The organism is Geodermatophilus sp. SYSU D01036, assembly GCF_054050435.1.
The window spans coordinates 1-18,424 of the sequence record NZ_JBJGZJ010000047.1 but is presented as its reverse complement, the minus strand read 5'-3'; the positions used below and the strand labels follow the sequence as shown (position 1 = coordinate 18,424).

Here is an 18,424-nt window from a genome sequence, read left to right as displayed (position 1 = left end):
GCGCGCCCCCGAAGGGGGGCGCGCGCCTCGGCAGGTGAGGTGCTGGAACGGCCCCCTGGCAGGGTCCCGACCCGAGCGGAGCGAGGGGTGGGGGGCCAGGGGGTCCTTTCAGTGGGCGACGGCCTTCTCGGCACCGATCCCGGTGAGGGAGCGGACCTCCAGCTCGGCGGTCTTGTCCAGGTCCGGCTTCTCCTTGGACAGGACCGTGCCCAGCCAGCCGAGGAAGAACGACAGCGGGATGGACACGATGCCGGGGTTGTTCAGCGGGAACCAGTGGAAGTCCACGTCCTGGAACAGCGACGGGGACAGCCCCGTGGCCGGGTTGACCGGCGCACCCGACACGACCGGCGAGAAGATGATCAGCACGATGCAGGCGACCAGGCCGCCGTACATCGACCACAGCGCGCCCTGGGTGGTGAACCGCTTCCAGAACAGCGTGTAGAGGATCGTCGGGAGGTTCGCCGACGCCGCGACGGCGAAGGCCAGCGCCACCAGGAAGGCGATGTTCAGCCCGGCCTGCAGGGCGAGGATGCCCAGGCCGATCGAGATCGCGCCGATGACGACGGCGGTGATGCGGGCGACCCGCACCTCGCCGTTGGGCGGCACGTTGCCCTTCTTGATGACCGACGCGTAGACGTCGTGCGCGAACGAGGCCGACGCGGTGATCGTCAGGCCGGCGACCACCGCGAGGATCGTCGCGAACGCGACGCCGGCGATGATGCCGAGCAGCACCGTGCCGCCGAGCTCGAAGGCCAGCAGCGGGGCCGCGGAGTTGACCGCACCCGGGGCGCCGAGGATGGTGTCCGCCCCGACGAGGGCTCCGGCGCCGTAGCCGATGACCAGGCTGAACAGGTAGAAGATGCCGATCAGCCAGATCGCCCAGACCACCGAGCGACGGGCGTCCTTCGCCGTCGGCACGGTGTAGAAGCGCATGAGCACGTGCGGCAGGCCCGCCGTGCCGAGCACCAGGGCCAGGCCCAGCGAGACGAAGTCGAGCTTCGAGGTGCTGGTCGCGCCGTACTGCGCGCCCGGCGCCAGGACGTCGCGGCCCTCGACCGCGTTGGCCTGCGCGCCGCCCAGCAGCGAGGACAGGTTGAAGCCGAACTCGCCGAGCACCCACAGCGTCATGACCAGCGCGCCGGCGATGAGCAGCGAGGCCTTGATGATCTGCACCCACGTCGTGCCGCGCATGCCGCCGACCAGCACGTAGATGATCATCAGCGCGCCCACGAGGACGACGACGAGGGCCTGCGCGGCCTCGCCGGTGACCCCGAGCAGCAGGGTCACCAGGCCGCCGGCGCCCGACATCTGGGCCAGCAGGTAGAACAGCGACACCGCCAGCGTGGAGATCGCCGCCGCCGTCCGGACCGGGCCCTGCCGCATCCGGAACGCGAGGACGTCGGCCATGGTGAACCGGGCGGTGTTGCGCATCAGCTCGGCGACCAGCAGCAGCGCCACCAGCCAGGCGACGAGGAAGCCGATCGAGTACAGGAAGCCGTCGTAGCCGTAGACGGCGATCGCCCCGGCGATGCCGAGGAACGACGCCGCCGACAGGTAGTCACCGGCGATGGCCAGGCCGTTCTGGGTGCCGCTGATGTTGCGGCCGGCGGCGTAGTAGTCCGCCGCGCTCTTGTTGTTGCGGCTGGCGCGGAAGGTGATCACCAGGGTGACCAGGACGAACGCGCCGAAGATGCCGATGTTGAGGGCCGGCGTGCCGATGGTGGCGTCGGCGGCGAGCACGTCAGCGGGCACGCGTGGCCCCCTTCCCGAGGTCGGTGCCGGCGCGGTGACCGGCGGCGTACTCGTGGTGCTCGAGCCGCTCGCGCATCTCGTCGGCGATCGGGTCGGTGCGCCGGTTCGCGTGCGAGACGTACAGGTGGGTGATCACGAACGTGGACAGGAACTGTCCGAGCCCGAGCAGGAGCCCGAGGTTGACGTCGCCGAACACCCGGGTCGCCATGAAGTCCGGCGCGTAGGTGGAGAGCAGGACGTAGAGCAGGTACCAGGCCAGGAAGGCCACGGTCATCGGGAACGCGAAGGCGCGGAAGCGCCTGCGCAGCTCGGTGAACTCCGGCGAGTTCTGCGCCTGCCGGTACTCCTCCGGCGTCAGCAACCGCCGTTCGGCGGGTTCGGTCACGACTGTGCCCCCTCGTGTCGACCTGGTCGGACGTGTGACGGCGCTCACCATAGGTCGGCGACGGTTGAGTCGGAAATGATCGAAACTATCGGTGTGGAGCCGTGACCTGAGCTTCCGACCGCCGTAACGCCGTGGTAGTGCGCCGGCGGTGCACTTGGGGCATGACCGCGACGGCAGGGACGTCGACCGCACGGTCGACGGGGTGGTTCCCGGTGGCCCGCGCCACCGAGGTCGGGACGACGCCGGTGCCGGTGGGCGCCGGGGGACGCGCATACGTCGTCGTCCGGCTCCGGCCGGGCGGGGAGGTCAGCGCCTTCCCCGCCCGGTGCCCGCACCGGCTGGTCCCGCTGGCGGCGGCCGCCGTCGTCGGGGGCCGGCTGCAGTGCCCGTACCACGGCTGGCGCTTCGACGCGGACGGCCGCTGCGTGGACGTCCCCTCCCTCGGGCCCGACGGCAGCCCACCGCCCCGGGCGGACCTGCCGGTGCCGTGGGCGGTCGAGGAACGGCACGGCTGGGTCTGGCTCGCGCCCGAGCGGACCGTCGTCGCCCTCCCGCCGGCCCCCGCCGCCGAGCCGGTGCCCGAGCCCGCCCCGGCTCCCGGGCCGCCGCCGGGGCCGGTGTTCGGCAACCTCGACCCGTCGCTGGAGCACGCCTGGCACCCGGTCGCGCTGTCCCGCGAGCTGCGGCCCGGCGGCTGGCTGCAGGTCCGGCTGCTCGGCCGCACCTGGGCGCTGTCCCGCGGCGCGGACGGCCTGGAGGCGGACCCGCCGGCGTGGGGCGTGCGCGAGCGGTTCGGCGTCGTCTGGCTCGCGCCGGCCGAGCCCCGCGACGTCCCGCTCGAGCTGCCCGAGGACGGCGACCGGCGCTTCGTCCGCGGCTGGCCGGCGCCGGTCCGGTCGGCCGGCCCGGCCGGGCCGCTGGCCGACGCCCTCCTCGACACCGCGCACGGCCCGTTCGTGCACGGCGGTCCCGAGGACCACGGGCCGGCTCCCGAGGTGACGCCGGAGCCGGGCGGGTTCACGAGCGTGCGCGAACACCACGCGACGGTGACCACCGCCGTGCACCGCGTGCCGTTCCAGCTGCGGCGGCGGGTGGAGTCCGCGGCGTCCGGCGCGGCGACGACGACGCTGTTCCTCCTGCAGCCCGAGGACGCCGACTCCACCCGCGTCTACGCGTGCGTGCTGCTGCGCGCGGGGGACGGCGAGCCGCTGCCCGGGCCGGAGGTGGTGACCGCCGAGGTCGCCCGTACCCAGCGGGCGCTGGCCGAGGACCTGGAGCTGCAGGCGCAGCTGGCCGCCAGCGGGCTGCCGCTGTCGGCGCGCGACGAGCTGCACGTGCGCTCCGACCGGCACGGCCTGGCGCTGCGCCGCGCCCTGGCCGACTTCGCCGCCGGCCGCTGAGCACGATCAGGTGAGCTGATCGTGCCGCGTCCTGGCTCGGTGTCGACGGTGAGCCAGGACGCTCCGCGGTGAGCCAGGACGCTCCGCGGTGGGCCAGGACGGCGTCAGGCCGGCTCGAGCTCCTCGCCACACGCGGGGCAGCGGGTGGGCGGGTCCTCGTCTGCCATCCGCCCGCACGCCGGGCACACCCGCGCCAGCCAGCACGCCGGGTCCCCGCCCTCGTCGCCCGGCCCCGCACCGCCGGCCGGGCCCGGGCGGACCTCCTCCTGGGACATCCCGCCTCCTCCTCGCCGTGGGGCCGACGGTACGGCGACCGGGACGGTGACGCGGGTCGCGGCGACCGCCCGGGGCCGGCTGGGAACATGGACGTCGTGCCGTCGCCCGCCCCGCGCCGAGAACGAGCGCGCCGCACCGCCCTGACCGCCGCCACCCTGGCCCTCCCCGCGGGCTGGCTCGCCCGCGCGCTGTGGGGCCTGCCCACGGCGATCGGCGCCGGCCGGCGGGAGATCCGGCCCACGGCGGCCGGCTCGCCGCAGTGGTCGCACGGCAAGTTCCACAACACGCTGCCCACGCCCACGCTGCCGCCGCCCAACGCCCGCCGCGGCCTGCTCCGGCAGTGGCACGACGACCGGCACGTCGGCCTGCCCGCCCGCCCGGTGCCGCTGGCCCGCCCGGAGATCCCGGCCGAGGCCGACGAGCTCGCCGTCACCTGGTTCGGGCACTCGAGCGCGCTGCTGGAGGTCGACGGCGCCCGCGTGCTGGTCGACCCCGTGTGGGGGTACCGCGTCTCGCCGTCGCCGGTGTTCGGCCCCACCCGGCTGCACGAGCCGCCGGCGCCGGTGGAGGCCCTCCCCCGCGTCGACGCCGTGCTCATCTCGCACGACCACTACGACCACCTGGACCTGCCCACGGTGCGGGCGCTGGTCGAGCAGCAGGACGCGCCGTTCGTCGTCCCGCTGGGCGTGGGCGTGCACCTGCGCCACTGGGGCGTGCCGGAGGACCGCGTCGTCGAGCTGGACTGGGACGGCGCGACGACGGTCGGCGACCTGACGATCACCTGCACCGAGGCGCGGCACTTCTCCGGCCGCTACCTCACCCGCGACACCACGCTGTGGTCGTCGTGGGTGGTGGCCGGCCCGCGGCACCGCGTCTTCTTCGGCGGCGACACCGGCTACACCCCCGCCTTCGCCGGCATCGGCGCCCGGCTGGGCCCCTTCGACCTCACGCTGCTGCCGATCGGCGCCTACAACGAGGCCTGGGCGCACATCCACATGGACCCCGAGGAGGCGGTGCGCGCGCACGGCGACCTCGGCGGCGGGGTGCTGCTGCCGGTGCACTGGGCCACGTTCAACCTGGCCTTCCACCGCTGGGACGAGCCGGTGCAGCGGCTGCTCGCCGCCGCCGGGCGCTCGGGAGTGCAGGTGGTCGTGCCGCGGCCGGGTCAGCGGGTCGACGTCCTGGCGCCGCCGCCGCTGGAGGACTGGTGGACCGCGGTCGGCTCGCCCGGGGCCGGTCCCGCCCCGCACGACGACGCCGGCGTGAGCGAGACCGTGCTCGCCCGCGTGCTCTCCCGGCTGATGGCGCTGCGGGTCGGCTGACGCTCAGGCGCTGCGGCGCACGACCAGCTCGGAGGGGAAGAACTCCGTCTCGTGCGCCGCGGCGCGGGTGAGCACGGCCCGCACCGCCGCGCCGGCGATCCGCTCCACCGGGTGCGTCGCCGTCGTCAGCCCGGTGACCCCGGCGAGGGGGACGTCGTCGAACCCGGCGACCGCGACGTCGCCGGGGACCTGCCGGCCGTGCCGGCGCAGCACCGCGAGGACGCCGAGGGCGACCTCGTCGCAGCCGGCCAGGACCGCGTCGGTGTCCGGCCAGCGGGCGAGGACCTCCTCGGCTCCGGCCTCCCCCGCCGCGGCGTCGAAGCCGCCGGACACGGTGCGCGCCTCCAGCCCGGCCGCGGCGACGGCCGCGCGGTAGGCCGCGACCGGGCGCTGCGCGCACGGCAGCCACGGCGGGCCGGTGACCATCGCGATCCGCCGTCGTCCCGACCGGAGCAGGTGCGCGACCGACGCCCCGGCCGCCGCGGCGCCGTCCACGTCGAACGACGGGACCTCCGCGCTGCCCGTGCCGATCGACACCACCCGGCCGCGCAGCCCCCGCGGCACGGCGGTGAGCAGCTCGTGCGTGGTGTTGACCAGGACGACCCCGCCGACGGTGCGGTCGCGGGCCAGGGCGTCCAGCTCGGCACCCGGCGCGTGCAGCGGCAGCCGGCGGACGGCGATCCCGAGCCCCTCCGGGGTGAGCACCCGCGCGCCCGCGGTCACCACCCGCGCCAGGTACTCGCAGTCGAGGACCGCGTCCGACGTGCCGGTGACGGCGACGACGACCCGCGTGCCGGTGCCGCTGGCGAGGGCGCGCGCGACCGGGTCGGCCGCGTAGCCGAGCGCCTCGGCGGCGGCGCGCACGCGGGTCAGGGTCTCCGCGGACACCGGCCCGCTGCCGGTGACCACCCGGGACACCGTCGCGCGCGAGACGCGGGCGGCCCGCGCGACGTGCTCGAGGGTCACCGTGGGAGGCGGGGCGTCGTACACCCGGCCGTCGTACCACCCCGGCGGCGCCGGAGGGGAGCCCCCGGCGGGCTGGGACCGCTCTCAGCGCAGCAGCTTGCTCATCCGCCGGTCCGCCAGCGGCTTGCCGCCGGTCTGGCAGGTGGGGCAGTACTGCAGCGAGGTGTCGGCGAAGCTGACCTCGCGGACGGTGTCGCCGCACACCGGGCACGGAAGGCCGGTGCGGGCGTGCACCTGCAGCCCCGACCGCTTCTCGCCCTTGAGCGTCGCCGCGGCCTGGCCCACCTGCCGCTCCAGCGCGTCGGTGAGCGTGGCCCGCAGCGCGTCGTACAGGCGGACCAGCTCGTCGTCGGTGAGCCTGTCGGCCATCTTGAACGGCGAGAGCCGGGCGGCGTGCAGGATCTCGTCGGAGTAGGCGTTGCCGACGCCGGCCAGCACGGTCTGGTCGGTGAGCGTGCCCTTGAGCTGCGCGTGCCGCCCGGCCAGCAGCGCGGCGAACTGCTCGCGGTCGACGGCCAGCGCGTCGGGGCCGAGCCGCCCGATGCCGGGCACCTCCGACGGCGAGCGGACCAGGTACACGGCGAGGCTCTTGCGGGTGCCCTGCTCGGTGAGGTCGAAGCCGTTGCCGTCATCGAGGTGGACGCGCAGCGCGAGCGGGCCCTTGCCGGGCTTGGGCGGCGCGGTGGGCAGGCCGGTGCGCCAGTGCAGCCACCCGGCGCGGGCCAGGTGCACCACCAGGTGCAGCCCGGAGACGTCGAGGTCGAGGAACTTGCCGTGCCGGGCGGCGCCGGTGACCTCCAGCCCGGCCAGCGCCGACAGCGGCGGGTCGAAGGTCTTGAGCGCCTGCAGCGCGGTCAGGTCGGCGCGCGCGACCACCCGGCCGACGGCGTTCTCGCGGAGGAACGCGGCCAGCGCCTCCACCTCGGGCAACTCGGGCACCCGGCCATGATCCCCGCCGTCGTCCCCTCCCGTCGTCCCCGATCGTGTGCACTTCCGCGGAAGTGCACGGGGCACTTCCGCGGAGGTGCACGGGCTTCAGCCGACGAACGACGTCCGGTCGGTGACCGTCGCGGTGGCGCCCGGCTCGGCGCGGGCGGCGTCGGCCACCGCGGCCGCCACGGCCTGCGTGACGGCCGGGTCGAACACGCTCGGGATGATGTAGTTGGCGTTGAGCTGGTCGTCGCGGACGATCGCCGCCAGCGCCTCGGCCGCGGCCAGCAGCATCCCGGTGCTGATCTCGGTGGCGCGGGCGTCGAGCAGCCCCCGGAAGACGCCGGGGAAGGCCAGCACGTTGTTGATCTGGTTGGGCAGGTCCGAGCGGCCCGAGGCGACGACGGCGGCGTGCTGCCGGGCCCGGACCGGATCGACCTCCGGCGTCGGGTTGGCCATCGGGAAGACCACCGCCCGCTCGGCCATCCCGGCCAGCGCCTCCACCGGCAGCACGTTGCCGGCGCTCACCCCGATGAACACGTCGGCGCCGGCCAGCGCGTCGGGCAGCTCGCCGCGCACGCCCGCGGGGTTGGTGCGCCGCGCGAGGTCGGCCTTGGCCGGGGACAGCCGCTCGTCGTCGGGCGAGAGGATCCCCTCGCGGTCCCACACGAGCACCTGGCCGGCGCCGGCGGCGAGCAGCAGGTTGACGATCGCCGTCCCGGCGGCGCCGGCCCCGGCGACGACGATCCGCACGTCGTCCAGCCGCTTGTCCACCACGCGCAGGGCGTTGCGCAGCGCGGCCAGCGCCACGATCGCCGTCCCGTGCTGGTCGTCGTGGAAGACCGGGACGTCGAGCCGCTCGCGCAGCCGGGCCTCGATCTCGAAGCACCGCGGCGCGGCGATGTCCTCGAGGTTGATGCCGCCGAAGCCGGGCGCGATGAGCTCCACCGTGCGCACGATCTCGTCGACGTCCTGGGTGTCCAGGCAGATCGGCCAGGCGTCGATGTCGGCGAACCGCTTGAAGAGCGCGGCCTTGCCCTCCATCACCGGCAGCGCGGCGCCGGGCCCGAGGTCGCCCAGGCCCAGGACGGCCGACCCGTCGGTGACGACGGCGACGGTGTTGCCCTTGATGGTCAGCCGGCGCACGTCCTCGGGGTGCTCGGCCAGCGCCAGGCACACCCGCGCCACCCCGGGGGTGTAGGCCATCGACAGGTCGTCGCGGGTCTTGAGCGGCACCTTGGAGGCCACCTCGAGCTTGCCGCCGAGGTGCAGCAGGAACGTGCGGTCGCTGACCTTGCGCACGGACACACCGGGCACGGCGCCGAGCGCGGTGACCATCTCCTCGGAGTGCGCGGCGTCGGCGGCCGAGCAGGTCACGTCGACGGTCAGCCCGTCGGGCCGGGAGTCGACGACGTCGATGGCGGTCACCGCGCCGCCGGCCTCGCCCACCGCCGTCGCGATCCGGCCGATGCTGGCCGGGTCGCCGTCGGCGGTGAGCCGCACGGTGATCGAGTAGGAGGCCGAGGTGACCGGCCCGCGCGGGACGGCGGCCGGCTCGCCGAGGGCGGTCGGGTCCGCTGCTGTGTCGCTGCTCACACCCCGATCGTGACACCGCCGGGCGCGGGCCGCGCTCAGCCGCCGGGGATCGGTTCCAGCACGACCTCCAGGCCGCCGTCGGCCGCGGCCGCCACCAGCGCGGCGCCGTCGAGCGGCGGCGGGCCGAGCAGCGTGGCCAGGGCGGCCTGCGGCCCGGCCGGGACGGCGACGACGACCACCCGCGCCGCGGCTTCCCCGCCGGCCAGCGACCAGGGCACGCCCCGCGGGCAGACGACGGCCGAGCCGGGCGGGCGCGGCCGCGCCGGCGCGGAGCCGACCGCCACCAGTGGGCAGCCGGCGGTGACGACGAGCACCACGTCGGCGCCGCGGGCCACCAGGCGGCGCGGCGGGCAGCCCGGCGGGACGGTCACCGCCTCGGCGGCGGGACGGCCGGGCGGGGGGACGGCGGCGGGACGGCCGGGCGGGGGGACGGCGTCGAGCGGCTCCATGCCCCGCACGGTGCGCCCGCGCGCTGGTGGGCCGCTGGTCCCGCCCCCGCCAGCGGCCGACCAGCGCCCGACCAGCCCCGGCTCCGACGGTGGGCGCCGATCGAGACCGACCTCCCCTGGAGCCGCCATGAGCACCGCCCCGTCCCTGTCCACCTCCTCCCCGTCCGCCCCGCCGGTCGCTCCCGCGGCCCGCACGTCGCCGTGGCGGGAGATCGGTGTCTTCCTCGGCGCCACCGCCGGCCTGCTCACCCTGACGACCGCCGTCGCGGCGGCCGCGGACGCCGACGTCGCGCACGTCGACCAGGAGCCGCCGCTGGTCCAGGCGCTGCTGTTCGGTCAGGCGCTGATCCCGCTGCTGGCCGCCGTCCTCGCCCGGCTGGTCACCGTCGGGACGCTGCGCCGGCCCGGCTGGGGCTTCCGCCGGACGTCGTGGCGCAGCCTCGGCACCGCCTGGCTGTGGGGCCTGCTGCCGACGCTGGCCGCCGGCAGCCTGCTCTGGGCCACCGGGCTGGCCGGCTTCGCCTCCGACGGGCTGACGCCGACGGTCGCGCTCGGCCTGACGCTGCTGGTCCTCCCCTACGTCGCCCTCGCGCTCTTCGAGGACGTCGGCTGGCGCGGCCTGCTGGTGCAGCGCCTGGCCGAGGTCGCCGGCCCGCGCACCGTCGTCCTGGTCAGCGGGCTGGCCTGGTCGCTGTTCCACTGGCCGCTGGTGCTCTTCCTCGGCGGCGCGCCCGCGGGGATCCCGCTGCCGTTCGCGCTGCTGTGCCTGACCGTGGGCACCACCTCGCTGGGCGCCGTGCTCGCCTCGATGCAGCTGCGCTGGGGCATCTGGCCCGGCGTGCTGGCGCACGCGGTGCTCAACGCGCTGCTCTACCACGTGCTCGCGCCGCTGACCGCCGACAGCGGGCCCACCGAGTGGTTCTCCGCGGAGACCGGCGCCGCGGGGGCCCTCACGCTGCTGCTCACCGCGCTCGCCTGGTGGCGGGTGGCGCCCCTGCGCCGGTCCCCCGACGGCGGCACGGTGGCCGCCTGAGCCCCGGGAGGGCCGCGACCACCTACCCTCCCCGGCCGTGGACCTGCGGCTGGACGTGCTCGGGCCGACGCGGCTGCTCCGCGACGGCGCCGCGGTGGACCTCGGCGGGCGCCGGCCCGCCGAGGTCCTCGCGCTGCTGGCCGCCGCCGAGGGCCGGACCGTGCAGGCCGCCGCGCTGGCCGACCGGCTGTGGCGCGGCGCCCCGCCGGCCACCGCGACGACGACCCTGCAGGGCCACGTCAGCCGCCTGCGCCGGCTGCTCGACCCCGGCCGCGGCGCCCGCGACGCCGCCGTCCTGGTCACCCGCGGCGACGGCTACGCGCTGGTCCTGCCGCGCACCGCCGTCGACGCGCACGCCTTCGCCGACCTGGTCACCGCCGGCACCGCCGCCGGCGACCGGGAGGCCGCCCGGCTGCTGACCGAGGCGCTGGCGCTGTGGCAGGACCGGCCCTACGCCGACGTCGCCGACGTGGAGGACGTCGTGCCCGCGGTGGCGCGGCTGGAGGAGCTGCGGCTGGTCGCCGTCGAGCGGCTGGCCGAGGCCCGGCTGGCGCTGGGCGCGGGTGCGGAGCTGGTGCCCGACCTCACCGCGGCCGCCGCCGTCGCCCCGCTGCGCGAGCACACCGCCGCGCTGCTGGCCCGGGCGCTGTACCGGGCCGGGCGGCAGGGCGACGCGCTGGACGTGCTGCGCCGCACGCGCGAGCGGGTCGCCGACGAGCTGGGCCTGGACGCCTCGGCCGAGCTGCGCGACGTCGAGGCCGCCGTCCTGCGGCAGGACGCCGCGCTGGCCGCCCCGGCGCGGACCCCGGCACCCGCCGCCGCGCCGGCGCCGCGGGCCGAGCCGGCCGGGGACGGCTTCGTCGGCCGGCCCGAGGAGCTGGCGGCGCTGGGGGCGGCGTGGGCGGCCGCGGGCGCGGGCCGCGGCACCGCCGTCGTCGTCACCGGCGAGCCGGGCATCGGCAAGACCCGGCTGGTCGAGGCGTTCGCCGCCCGCGCCGGGGCCGCCGTCCGCTGGGGCCGCTGCGCCGAGATCGGCGGCGCCCCGCCGTACTGGCCGTGGCAGCAGGTGCTCGGCGGGCTGCCCGAGGCGGCGCTCGGCGCGGACACCGGTGCCCGCTTCGCCCTCGGCCTGGACACCGCCCGCCGGCTGCACGCCCTCGCCGCCGAGCGGCCGCTGCTCGTCGTCCTCGACGACCTGCAGTGGGCCGACGGCGACTCCCTGCACGTGCTCGAGGTGGTCCTCTCCCAGCTGCACGGCAGCCGGCTGCTGCTGGCGGTGACCTGCCGCGAGGAGGCCACCGCCGACCCGGTGCTCACCCGCGTGCTGGGCCTGGCCGCCCGGCTGCCCGGCGCGCGGCGGCTGCGGCTGGCCGGGCTGGCCGCCGACGAGGTGGCCGACCTGGTCGCCGGGCTGCGCGGGGACACCCCGGCCGGCGCCGCCGTCGCCACGCTGGCCGAGCGCACCGGCGGCAACCCGTTCTTTGTCACCGAGCTGGCCGCGCTGCCGCCGTCGGCCGGCGAGACCGTGCCGGCCGGGGTCCGCGACGTCGTCCGGCTGCGGCTGGCCGCGCTGCCCGGACCCGCGCGCGACGCGCTGGCCGCGGCCGCCGTCGCGGGCCGGGACGTGCCGGTCGGGCTGCTGGCCGCCGTCCTGTCCGGCGACGACGGCGGGGTGACGACGGCGCTGTCCGCAGGGCTGCTGGTGGAGACCTCCCCCGGCCGGGTGCGCGTGGCGCACGACCTGGTGCGCGAGGTGCTGCTGGCCGACCTCGGGCCGGTCGAGCGGGCGCGCGTGCACGGCCGCACCGCCGACGTGCTGGAGGCCGGGCCCGCGGCGGCGACCGCGGCCGGCGCCATCGCCGTGCACCGCAGCGAGGCCGCCGCCGGCGGGCCGGACCCCGCGGCCGCCCGCGCGTGCCTGCGGGCCGCCCGCGAGGCGCTGGACCGGGCCGGCGTGGAGGAGGCCGCCGCGCTGGCCGACCGGGGGCTGGCGCACGTCCCGCCCGGCGAGGCGGCGCTGTCGGCGGACCTGCACCTGGTGCGCGGCCGGGCGCTGCGCCGGCTGGGGCTGCTGGAGGAGAGCGGCGCCGCGCTGCGCGCGGCCGCGGACCTCGCCCGCGGGATCGGCGACGCGCCGCGGCTGGCCCGGGCCGCCGTCGCCTCCGCCGGCGGCGGGCTCGGCGGCTACTGGGCCTCGGTCGGCGCGCCGGCGGCCACCGACGTCGCGCTGCTGGAGGAGGCCGCGGCCGGCGCCGACGCGCTGCCGCCGGAGCTGGCCTCGGCGGTCCTCGCCGCGCTGGCGGTGCAGCGGTCCTCGATCGGCGAGGCGGGCGGCCGGGAGCTGGCCGACCGCGCGCTCGCCGCGGCCGGCGGCGTCCCGTCCGCGCGGCCGCGGGCGCGGGTGGCCCGGTTCGTGGCCGACTGGACGCCGGCGCACGCGGCGCAGCGGGTGGAGCTGGCCCGGGCGCTGCTGCGCGAGTCGGCCGGCGACCCCGCCGCCGAGGCCACCGCCCTGCACCTGCTGCGCTGCGCGCTCACCGAGACGGTGCAGGCCGACGAGGCCGCGGCGGTGTCCCGCCGGTTCACCGAGCTGGCCACCCGGCGCGGCGACGGCGACCTGCTGCAGCTGGACGCCTGGTGGTCCGCGGGGCTCGCGCTGGCCCGCGGGGACGCCGACGGCGCCCGCCGGCTGGCCGACGCCGCCGTCCGCGAGGCGCCGACCACCTCCCCGGCCGCCGCCGACGTCACCCGGATGTCGCGGCAGACGATCGAGGGGATCGCCGCCTGGCACGAGCGCGCGATGGGCGCGCTGGTGCCCGAGGTCGTCGACCTGGCCGCGACCGTCGACGCCGGGTTCCTGTCCGTCCTCGCGCTGGCCCACGCGCAGGCCGGGCGGCGGGAGCAGGCGCACGCCGTCGTCGAGCGGTGGCTCGCGTTCCCGGCGCACGGCGCCCGCGAGCCGGTGCGGGCGGTGCTGCTCGCCGACGCCGCCCTGGAGCTGCGCGACCGCGACCTCGCCGCCTCCCAGCTGCCGGCACTGCAGAGCTACGGCGACACCGTGGTGGTGCTGTGGGCGGGCACGACCGTCCTCGGCCCGACCGCGCTCTACCGCGGCGGCGTGCTCGGGCTGCTCGGCCGGCCGGGCGCCGCGGCGGAGCTGCGGCGGGCTCTGGAGATCTGCGACGCGTTCGGCTTCGCCCCGTTCGCCGCCCGCGCCCGCGCGCTGCTGGCCGAGCACGGCTGACCCCGTCCCGGGCTCAGCCCGGGCCGCGCAGCCGGAACGGCCGGTCGGCGGCGAGCGGCTGCCGCGCCCAGGCCACCAGCCCGGCGACGTCGATCCCGTGCGGCGGCGCGGCCGCGTAGGGCGCGACGTTGCCCGCGCCGCGCTCGACCAGCCGGGCGGCGCCGGGCCCGTTGCCCCGGGCGGCGTGGGTGAGCCCGACGGCGAGCTGCGCCAGGCCCCGCCACAGCTGCCGCTCCGTCTCCGGCGCGGCCTTCCAGGCGTCCTCCAGCACCTCGTGGGCGTGGAACGGGCGCCCGGCGTCGAGCAGCCGCTGGGCCTCGGTCAGCGCCTCGTCCGGCGTCCGCGGCACCCCCTCCGGCGCGCGCTCCTCGCCCACGGCGCCGCGGGGCAGCGGGCGGCCGAGGGCGTCGCGGGGCCGGGCGTTGCGGGCCCGCCCCGCGGCGTCCCGGTCCCGGGGGGAATCCACCGGACGATCCTCGCGCGAACACCGGACGACGGCGCGGTGCGCCGCCGCTCCGGGGGTTGTCACCAGGGCCGTGTAGTGCATGGATGGGAGTCGAGGACGGCCCGTGCGCGAGGCCGCCCCCGCACCGACCCGCGGTCGTTCGCGACCGGTCCGGACCTGGAGGGGGTGGGCCCCGTGGGCCCTGCCGTGGAGGAGCGCACCGCGCTCGACCTCGAGACCGCCGTCGCCACCGTCACCGCCACCGCGCTGCGGCCCGGCCCGGCGGGCCCGGTCGGCCTGGAGCTCGAGGCGCACCTGGTCGACCTCGACGCCCCGGCCGCCCGGGTGCCCTGGGACCGGGTGTGCGCGGCGGTGGCCGGGGTGCCGGCCCTGCCCGGCGGCAGCCGGGTGACCGTGGAGCCCGGCGGGCAGGTGGAGCTGTCCGGGCCGCCGCTGCCCGGCGCCGCGGCCGCGGTGGCCGCGCTGCGCGCCGACCGCGCCGTCCTCGCCGCCGCGCTGGGCGCGCGCCGGCTGGGGCTGGCGCCGGTGGGCACCGACCCGCTGCGCCGCCCGGCCCGGGTGAGCCCGGCGCCGCGCTACCGCGCGATGGAGCGGCACTTCGCCGCCGCCGGCTGCGGCCCGGCGGGGACGGCGATGATGACCGCGACCGCGTCGCTGCAGGTCAACCTGGACGCCGGCCCGCGCAGCGGGTGGAGCCGCCGGGTGGCGCTGGCCCACCAGCTCGGCCCGGTGCTGGTCGCCGTCTCGGCCTGCTCGCCGCTGCTCGGCGGGCGGGTCACCGGCTGGCGTTCGTCGCGGCAGCAGGTGTGGGGCGCCCTCGACCAGGCCCGCTGCGGGCCCATCCTCGGCGGGGCCGACCCGGCCGGCGAGTGGGCCGCTTACGCGCTCGCCGCGCCGGTGATGCTGGTCCGCGACCCGGACACCGGCGACGCCGAGCCGGTGCTGTCCCGCACCCCCTTCGCCGACTGGGTGACCGGCGCGGTCCCGCTGGGCGGGCGCCGGCCCACCCCGGCCGACCTGGACTACCACCTGTCCACGCTGTTCCCGCCGGTGCGGCTGCGCGGCTACCTGGAGATCCGCTACCTCGACGCCGCGCCCGAGCCGTGGTGGCCGGCGCTGGCCGCGGTCACCGCCGCGCTGCTCGACGACCCGGCCGCCGCCGACGCCGCCGCCGAGGCGACCGCGCCGGTCGCCGGGGCGTGGACCCGCGCCGCCCGCGACGGGCTGGCCGATCTGGAGCTGCGCGCCGCCGCGGTGCGCTGCCTGGCCGCGGCGCTGCCCGCCGTCGACCCGTGCCTGCGCGGCGACGTCGCCGCGCTGGCCGGGCTGGCCGGGTGCGGCCGCAGCCCCGGTGACGTCCTGGCCGACGCCGCCCGCGCCGGCGGCCCGGCGGCCGCCCTGGCCGCCGCCACCGAGACCGCCCCGCAGCCCGCCACCCCCACCGCCACCGCCCCCGAGACCGACCCGGAGGTGCAGCCGTGAGCACGACGCACGAGCGGCTCGCCCGCGAGCTGGAGACCGCCCGGCAGCGGACGCTGCTGCTCACCGACCTCGACGAGCCCGAGCTGCTGCGCCAGCACAGCCCGCTGATGAGCCCGCTGGTGTGGGACCTCGCGCACGTCGGCCAGCAGGAGGACCTGTGGCTGCTGCGCCACGGCGACGCCCGCCGCGCCGGCCTGCTGCCGCCCGCCGTGGAGGAGCTCTACGACGCCTTCACCCACCCGCGCGCGGTCCGCGACAAGCTGCCGCTGCTGCCGCCGGTGGAGGCCCGCTCGTTCGTCGCCGAGGTGCGCGGCCGGGTGCTCGACCGGATCGAGCACGCGGGGCCGGACGACGACCCGTTCGACGTCGCGATGGTCGTCAGCCACGAGGCGCAGCACACCGAGACGATGCTGCAGACCCTGGGGCTGCGCGTCGGGCCGCCGGTGCTGGGCACGGGCGGCCCGCTGCCGCCCGGCCGGCCCGGGGTGGCGGGGACGTCGGTGCTCGTGCCCGCCGGCCCGTTCGTCCTGGGCGTGGACGCCGCCGACGAGCCGTACTCGCTGGACAACGAGCGCGGCGCGCACGTCGTCGACCTGCCCGCCTTCCGCATCGGGCGGGTGCCGGTGACCAACGCCGAGTACGCGGCGTTCGTGGCCGACGGCGGTTACGACACCCCCGGCTGGTGGTCGCCGCGGGGCTGGGCGCACCGGCAGGAGGCCGGCCTCGAGCGGCCGCTGTACTGGGGCCCGGGCGGCGCCCGGACCCGCTTCGGGGTGCTCGAGGACGTCCCGCCCGACGAGCCCGTCCAGCACGTCACGTTCTTCGAGGCCGAGGCGTACGCGGCGTGGGCCGGCGCCCGGCTGCCCACCGAGGCCGAGTGGGAGAAGGCGGCCGTCTGGGACCCGGCGACCGGCCGCCGGCGCCGCTGGCCGTGGGGCGACGCCGGCCCGACGCCGGCGCTGGCCAACCTGGGCGGGGCGGCGCTGCGCCCGGCGCCGGTGGGTGCCTACCCGGCGGGCGCCTCGGCGTACGGGGTGGAGCAGGTCGTCGGCGACGTCTGGGAGTGGACGTCGTCGGGCTTCGAGGCCTATCCCGGCTTCACGCCGATGCTGTACGCCGCCTACTCGGCGCCGTTCTTCGGCGGCGACTACCGGGTGCTGCGCGGCGGCTCCTGGGCGGTGGACCCGTCGATCCTGCGGCCGTCGTTCCGCAACTGGGACCACCCGGTGCGGCGGCAGGTGTTCAGCGGGATCCGGCTGGCGTGGGACGTCGACGAGGCGGGTGCCTGACCGTGTGCCGGCACCTCGCCTGGCTGGGCCGGCCGCGGTCGGTGGCCTCGCTGGTCCTCGAGCCGCCGTCGTCGCTGCTGGTGCAGTCCTGGGCGCCGCGGCGGCAGCGGTACGGCACCGTGAACGCCGACGGCTGGGGCGTCGGCTTCTTCACCCCCGGCCGGGCGGAGCCGGTGCGCTGGCGCTCGGCGCGGCCGCTGTGGGCCGACCCGTCGTTCGCCTCGGTGGCGCCGGTGCTGGAGTCCGGCTGCGTGGTGGCCGCGGTCCGGTCGGCGACGGCGGGCATGCCGCTGGAGGAGAGCGCCGCGGCACCGTTCACCGACGGCCGCTGGCTGCTGTCGCACAACGGCCGGGTCGACCGCGCCGTGCTCCCGCCGGTGCGCGACGCCGAGTCCACCGTGGACAGCGCGCTGCTGGCCGCCCTCGTGTTCGCCCGCGGCCCGGACGCGCTGGGCGACACCGTGCGCGAGGTGGCCGCCGCCGACCCCGCGGCCCGGCTCAACCTGCTCGCCGCCGACGGCACCCGCCTGCTGGCCACCACCTGGGGCGACACGCTCTCCGCCCTGGTCACCGCCGAGGGGACGGTGCTGGCCAGCGAGCCCTGGGACGACGACCCCGCGTGGACCGACGTGCCCGACCGCTCGCTGGTCGAGGCGACCCCGGACGGCCTGACCGTCACCCCGCTGACCTGACCCGATCGCGAGCCGAGGAGACCCGTGACGACGACCCGCCACCTCGCCCCCGACGACGTCGCGGCCGCGCTGCGCGCCGACGCCCTCGCCGGGCTGACCGCGACGCCGAAGGCGCTGCCGCCGCGCTGGTTCTACGACGCCCGCGGCAGCGAGCTGTTCGACGAGATCACCCGGCTGCCCGAGTACTACCCGACCCGCGCCGAGCGGGCGGTGCTCGCCGCGCGCGCGGACGAGATCGCCGCGGCCTCCGGCGCCGAAGTGCTGGTCGAGCTGGGCAGCGGCACGTCGGAGAAGACCCGCCTGCTGCTGGATGCCCTCACCCGGGCCGGCACGCTGCGGCGGTTCGTCCCCTGCGACGTCGACCCGTCCGTGCTGGCCGCCGCCGGGGAGGCGGTCACCGCCGAGTACCCGGGCATCGCCGTCGACCCCGTCGTCGGGGACTTCACCGCGCACCTGGGCCTGCTTCCGCGCTCCGGCCGGCGGCTGGTGGCCTTCCTCGGCTCGACGATCGGCAACCTGGAGCCCGGCCCGCGGGCGGCGTTCCTCGCCGAGCTGGCCGGCACGCTCGCACCGGGCGACTCCTTCCTGCTCGGCACCGACCTGGTCAAGGACCCCGGCCGGCTGGTCCGCGCCTACGACGACGCCGCGGGCGTGACCGCGGAGTTCAACCGCAACGTGCTGCGGGTGCTCGACCGCGAGCTCGGCGCCGACTTCGACCCGGCGGCGTTCGACCACGTCGCGGTGTGGGACGCGGCGAACGAGTGGATCGAGATGCGGCTGCGCGCGCGGGCCGCGCAGGTCGTCACCGTGCCGGCGCTGGACCTGACCGTGCGCTTCGCCGCGGGTGAGGAGATGCGCACCGAGGTGTCGGCGAAGTTCCGCCGGGAGGGCGTCGAGGCCGAGCTCGCCGCGGCCGGCCTGCGGCTGACGCACTGGTGGACCGACCCCGACGGCGACTTCGCCGTGTCCCTCGCGGTCCCGGCCTAGTCCCGGGGGGGGGGGGGGGGGGGGGGGGGGGGGGGGCGGGCCGGGGGGGGGGGGGGGGGGGGGGGGGGGGGGGGGGGGGGGGGGGGGGGGGGGGGGGGGGGGGGGGGGGGGGGGGGGGGGGGGGGGGGGGGGGGCGGGGGGGGGGGGGGGGGGGG

16 protein-coding genes are annotated in these 18,424 nt (G+C 78.1%); 8 read left to right on the top strand and 8 right to left on the bottom strand.

All coding sequences use genetic code 11. The annotated features are described in order from the left end of the window. Positions 1 to 108: 108 nt before the first annotated feature. Together ACI8AR_RS23525 and ACI8AR_RS23520 are read right to left on the bottom strand one after the other, a co-directional pair. Positions 109 to 1,752 carry a solute symporter family protein gene (locus tag ACI8AR_RS23525; RefSeq protein ID WP_457053151.1) on the bottom strand — a complete coding sequence of 548 codons (1,644 nt, stop codon included), beginning with the start codon at positions 1,750 to 1,752 and terminating at the stop codon, positions 109 to 111. Continuing rightward, positions 1,742 to 2,137 (bottom strand): DUF485 domain-containing protein, encoded by a 396-nt coding sequence (locus tag ACI8AR_RS23520; protein ID WP_457053150.1) that lies wholly within the window; start codon positions 2,135 to 2,137, stop codon positions 1,742 to 1,744. Before ACI8AR_RS23520 ends, ACI8AR_RS23525 begins: the two co-directional genes overlap by 11 nt. A 161-nt stretch (positions 2,138 to 2,298) precedes the next feature. On the opposite strand from ACI8AR_RS23520, the gene ACI8AR_RS23515 reads away from it, so the two are divergent. Beyond that, positions 2,299 to 3,537 carry a Rieske 2Fe-2S domain-containing protein gene (locus ACI8AR_RS23515; RefSeq protein WP_457053149.1) on the top strand — a complete coding sequence of 413 codons (1,239 nt, stop codon included), beginning with the start codon at positions 2,299 to 2,301 and terminating at the stop codon, positions 3,535 to 3,537. A gap of 104 nt (positions 3,538 to 3,641) precedes the next feature. Here the strand turns inward: ACI8AR_RS23515 and ACI8AR_RS23510 are convergent, their stop codons facing one another. Then, a complete protein-coding gene (locus ACI8AR_RS23510) occupies positions 3,642 to 3,812 on the bottom strand; it encodes a hypothetical protein (RefSeq protein WP_457053148.1) in 171 nt (56 codons plus the stop codon). Between the two features lie 87 nt (positions 3,813 to 3,899). On the opposite strand from ACI8AR_RS23510, the gene ACI8AR_RS23505 reads away from it, so the two are divergent. Continuing rightward, positions 3,900 to 5,135: an MBL fold metallo-hydrolase gene (locus ACI8AR_RS23505; protein WP_457053147.1), complete on the top strand. Its 1,236-nt coding sequence runs from the start codon at positions 3,900 to 3,902 to the stop codon at positions 5,133 to 5,135. 3 nt (positions 5,136 to 5,138) lie between these two features. On the opposite strand, the gene ACI8AR_RS23500 is transcribed toward ACI8AR_RS23505, so the two are convergent. The 4 genes from ACI8AR_RS23500 to ACI8AR_RS23485 all read right to left on the bottom strand — a co-directional run bounded on the left by ACI8AR_RS23500 (position 5,139) and on the right by ACI8AR_RS23485 (position 9,076). Next, the gene (locus tag ACI8AR_RS23500) at positions 5,139 to 6,125 is read right to left on the bottom strand and encodes a LacI family DNA-binding transcriptional regulator (protein WP_457053146.1); all 987 of its coding nucleotides are present in this window, start codon (positions 6,123 to 6,125) and stop codon (positions 5,139 to 5,141) included. Between the two features lie 60 nt (positions 6,126 to 6,185). Next, positions 6,186 to 7,040 (bottom strand): Fpg/Nei family DNA glycosylase, encoded by an 855-nt coding sequence (locus ACI8AR_RS23495; RefSeq protein ID WP_457053145.1) that lies wholly within the window; start codon positions 7,038 to 7,040, stop codon positions 6,186 to 6,188. Between the two features lie 96 nt (positions 7,041 to 7,136). Next, the gene (locus ACI8AR_RS23490) at positions 7,137 to 8,627 is read right to left on the bottom strand and encodes a malic enzyme-like NAD(P)-binding protein (RefSeq protein WP_457053144.1); all 1,491 of its coding nucleotides are present in this window, start codon (positions 8,625 to 8,627) and stop codon (positions 7,137 to 7,139) included. Positions 8,628 to 8,662: 35 nt separating this feature from the next. Then, a complete protein-coding gene (locus tag ACI8AR_RS23485) occupies positions 8,663 to 9,076 on the bottom strand; it encodes a hypothetical protein (protein ID WP_457053143.1) in 414 nt (137 codons plus the stop codon). 127 nt (positions 9,077 to 9,203) lie between these two features. Here ACI8AR_RS23485 and ACI8AR_RS23480 point away from each other — a divergent pair, with 127 nt between their 5' ends. Further along, positions 9,204 to 10,109, top strand: a complete 906-nt coding sequence (locus ACI8AR_RS23480; protein ID WP_457053142.1) for a CPBP family intramembrane glutamic endopeptidase — start codon at positions 9,204 to 9,206, stop codon at positions 10,107 to 10,109. 37 nt (positions 10,110 to 10,146) lie between these two features. Next, on the top strand, positions 10,147 to 13,353 hold the full coding sequence (locus tag ACI8AR_RS23475) for a BTAD domain-containing putative transcriptional regulator (RefSeq protein ID WP_457053141.1): 3,207 nt from the start codon (positions 10,147 to 10,149) through the stop codon (positions 13,351 to 13,353). A gap of 13 nt (positions 13,354 to 13,366) precedes the next feature. Here ACI8AR_RS23475 and ACI8AR_RS23470 read toward each other — a convergent pair whose 3' ends face one another. After that, positions 13,367 to 13,819, bottom strand: a complete 453-nt coding sequence (locus ACI8AR_RS23470; protein WP_457053140.1) for a DUF309 domain-containing protein — start codon at positions 13,817 to 13,819, stop codon at positions 13,367 to 13,369. A 174-nt stretch (positions 13,820 to 13,993) separates the two neighbouring features. Between ACI8AR_RS23470 and egtA the strand changes: the two genes are divergently transcribed. Genes egtA through egtD form a run of 4 tightly spaced genes read left to right on the top strand, consistent with a single transcriptional unit; the run spans position 13,994 to position 18,269 of the window. Then, a complete protein-coding gene (egtA, locus tag ACI8AR_RS23465; RefSeq protein ID WP_457053139.1) occupies positions 13,994 to 15,301 on the top strand; it encodes an ergothioneine biosynthesis glutamate--cysteine ligase EgtA in 1,308 nt (435 codons plus the stop codon). Continuing rightward, complete coding sequence (gene egtB / locus ACI8AR_RS23460) at positions 15,298 to 16,590, top strand: ergothioneine biosynthesis protein EgtB (protein ID WP_457053138.1); 1,293 nt, start codon at positions 15,298 to 15,300, stop codon at positions 16,588 to 16,590. Before egtA ends, egtB begins: the two co-directional genes overlap by 4 nt. 2 nt (positions 16,591 to 16,592) lie before the next feature. After that, positions 16,593 to 17,282 (top strand): ergothioneine biosynthesis protein EgtC, encoded by a 690-nt coding sequence (egtC, locus tag ACI8AR_RS23455; RefSeq protein ID WP_457053137.1) that lies wholly within the window; start codon positions 16,593 to 16,595, stop codon positions 17,280 to 17,282. A 24-nt stretch (positions 17,283 to 17,306) separates the two neighbouring features. Further along, positions 17,307 to 18,269: an L-histidine N(alpha)-methyltransferase gene (gene egtD, locus ACI8AR_RS23450; protein WP_457053136.1), complete on the top strand. Its 963-nt coding sequence runs from the start codon at positions 17,307 to 17,309 to the stop codon at positions 18,267 to 18,269. The last annotated feature ends 155 nt before the right edge of the window (positions 18,270 to 18,424 follow it).

What these genes read in the sequence shown, in the direction of transcription:
- ACI8AR_RS23515 (WP_457053149.1), top strand. Translation starts at nt 2,299, where the DNA reads ATGACCGCGACGGCAGGGACGTCGACCGCACGGTCGACGGGGTGGTTC.
- ACI8AR_RS23510 (WP_457053148.1), bottom strand. Translation starts at nt 3,812, where the DNA reads ATGTCCCAGGAGGAGGTCCGCCCGGGCCCGGCCGGCGGTGCGGGGCCG.
- ACI8AR_RS23505 (WP_457053147.1), top strand. Translation starts at nt 3,900, where the DNA reads ATGGACGTCGTGCCGTCGCCCGCCCCGCGCCGAGAACGAGCGCGCCGC.
- ACI8AR_RS23485 (WP_457053143.1), bottom strand. Translation starts at nt 9,076, where the DNA reads ATGGAGCCGCTCGACGCCGTCCCCCCGCCCGGCCGTCCCGCCGCCGTC.
- ACI8AR_RS23480 (WP_457053142.1), top strand. Translation starts at nt 9,204, where the DNA reads ATGAGCACCGCCCCGTCCCTGTCCACCTCCTCCCCGTCCGCCCCGCCG.